This window comes from Geomonas sp. (assembly GCF_056994735.1).
On the sequence record NZ_JBXKJL010000255.1, the window covers coordinates 1 to 2,391 of the forward strand.

Genomic DNA, 2,391 nt, shown 5'->3' on the forward strand with positions numbered 1-2,391 from the left:
TCATCAAACACCACGCCAGGCAAGCTGTCTGAGTTTTGAGAAGGAGGTCGGAGAAGCGATCAACGAAGCGCCTGCGGTCTTGGTCATCGATGAAGATATCGCACTTCTCGATTCCCCGGACCATGACATGCTGCAACAACCCAACTGCATCTAGTCGAGCTAATCTGGGCATACCTAAACTATAGCAGAGGGTTGCAATATTAGAATCTTAAAATTTTAACAGCGTCCCTAGATTTACTTTTCGATTTCAGCTGCTATAAATGGATACGTTGCACCTCTCATCACCCTGTTGGAGTCCCCCCGCATAGTGGGCTTAATACATGGAGGATGGTGGCGATCCCTCCTCCACCAATTTCTGAAAGGAGGTTTTTCAATGAAAGTCAGCGCACGAAATACATTTACCGGGACCGTTGCCAAGATCACCAAAGGAGCCGTCAATTCCGAGGTTACTCTCACCCTGAAGGGCGGAGCCTCGGTTGTCGCGACCGTCACCAATGTGGCTGTCGACAACCTCGGTCTGAAGAACGGCGGTGCGGCGTTCGCATTGGTCAAGGCAAGCTCGGTCATCATCGGCACCGACCTGCACGACGCGAAGGTAAGCGCCCGCAATATCTTCTGCGGCACCATTGCCAAGATCGTCGAAGGGCCGGTCAACACCGAAGTCGACATCGAAATCGGCGGCGGCGATACCGTCAGCGCCGTCATCACTCATGACAGCGCGAAGCGCCTCGGTTTACAGAACGGCGGCCATGCCTGCGCCATGATCAAAGCTTCCAGCATCATCCTCGGCGTAAGCTGACAAAGAAGCGAAGGCATGGTAGCGACCTTAGGGATCACGGCACATCGTGATCCCTTTTCATTTATGGTATCTCTTTAGACCGATCGGGGAGGGTGTTGTGCAAGAAGGCAGCGCTAACTCTTCTTGCTGGTCTTCGGGAAGAAGGGTGTGTAGTGCGGGGCTATGCTGTTTCCCTTGCAGGCGGGGCAGGAGACCGGCTGCTGGTCGTGCTGCGCCATCGTCATCCTTACCGAAAAGTTCTCGTTGCAGCTCTGGCAGCGATACTCGTAGGTCGGCATTGGCTTGGTCCTCCACTTTAGGAATGTCAGCGCCGGATGCGGCATCGCCCCCATCCCTACCATTTCCGGAGGTAGCGACAGGGGCGATGTACGTCTCTTTGCCTAAGCCCCGAGGGCGTGCTTGAGGTCCTGGTCGACGGTGGTGATCGGACCGAGGTCGAAGTTCTTGACCAGGAAGTCCAGAACGTTCGGCGATACGTAGGCCGGGAGGGAGGGACCCAGCCGGATGCCCTTGATGCCGAGGTGCAGCAGGGTGAGGAGGATCACGTGTGCCTTCTGCTCGTACCAGGAGAGGATCATGGAAAGCGGGAGGTCGTTCACGCCGCATTTGAAGGCATCCGCCAAGGCCAGAGCTATCCTGATGGCGGAATAGGCGTCGTTGCACTGGCCGACGTCGAGCAGCCGCGGGATTCCTCCGATGTCGCCGAAGTCGAGGCGGTTGAAGCGGTTCTTGCCACAGGCCAGGGTCAAAATCACGCAGTCCTTCGGCACCTTCTCGGCGAATTCCGTGAAGTAGTTGCGCCCGGACTTGGCTCCGTCGCAGCCGCCGATCAGGAAGAAGTGCTTTACCGCACCGTTCTTGACCGCATCGACCACGGCGCCGGCCACCTTGAAGACGGCTTCATGGCCGAAACCGACCAGGATCTCCTTGCCGGGATTGTCGGGGAGGTCCGGCAGTGACAAGGCCTTTTCGATGACCGGGGTGAAGTCGTGTCCCTCCAGGTGCTGAACTCCGGGCCAGGCCACCTCGCCCCAGGTGAACAGCCGGTCCGCGTAGCCCGGTGCCGGCCTTTGAATGCAGTTGGTGTTGAAGATGATGGCCCCGCTGAAATCGGGGAGTTCCTTGGCCTGGTTCTGCCAGGCAGTTCCGAAATTGCCGGCGAAGTGGGAATATTTCCTCAGGCCGGGATAACCGTTGGCGGGGAGCATCTCTCCGTGGGTGTAGACGTTGATCCCCTTCCCCTCGCTCTGTTTCAGGATCTCCTCCAGCATGGGAAGGTCGTGCCCTGAAACGACGATCCCCTTGCCGCCGCGGGTCCCCAGGTTCACCTTCATCGGTTCGGGATCCTGGTAACGTTCGGCATGCCCCTGATACAGCAGTTCCATGGTGCGCAGGTTCTGCTTGCCACACTCCATGGAAAGGTTGACGAAATCCTCGAGGGTCGCCTTGGGATTGGCTGTGGCGGCCAGCGAGCGGTGAATGAAGGCATAGATCTCCTCGTCCTCCTTACCGAGCTCCGTCGCGTGCCAGGCGAAGGCCCCCATGCCCAGCAATCCGTAGATGAGTATCTCGATGCCGGAAAGGATGTCCTG

3 protein-coding genes are annotated in these 2,391 nt (G+C 57.9%); 1 reads left to right on the plus strand and 2 read right to left on the minus strand.

What is annotated here, in order from left to right; genetic code table 11:
- The first annotated feature begins 373 nt into the window (after positions 1-373).
- Complete coding sequence (locus tag AC11W3_RS11345) at positions 374-799, plus strand: TOBE domain-containing protein (protein ID WP_484091265.1); 426 nt, start codon at positions 374-376, stop codon at positions 797-799.
- Positions 800-912: 113 nt separating this feature from the next.
- On the opposite strand, the gene AC11W3_RS11350 is transcribed toward AC11W3_RS11345, so the two are convergent.
- Positions 913-1,077, minus strand: coding sequence for an FmdB family zinc ribbon protein (locus AC11W3_RS11350; protein ID WP_484091264.1), 165 nt, complete (start codon positions 1,075-1,077; stop codon positions 913-915).
- A 102-nt stretch (positions 1,078-1,179) separates the two neighbouring features.
- Positions 1,180-2,391 (minus strand): hydroxylamine reductase (hcp, locus tag AC11W3_RS11355; RefSeq protein ID WP_484093036.1); only part of this gene is annotated, 1,212 nt, incomplete at its 5' end.

Coding starts and splice junctions, on each gene's coding strand:
- AC11W3_RS11350 (WP_484091264.1), bottom strand. CDS start 1,077: ATGCCGACCTACGAGTATCGCTGCCAGAGCTGCAACGAGAACTTTTCG.
- AC11W3_RS11345 (WP_484091265.1), top strand. CDS start 374: ATGAAAGTCAGCGCACGAAATACATTTACCGGGACCGTTGCCAAGATC.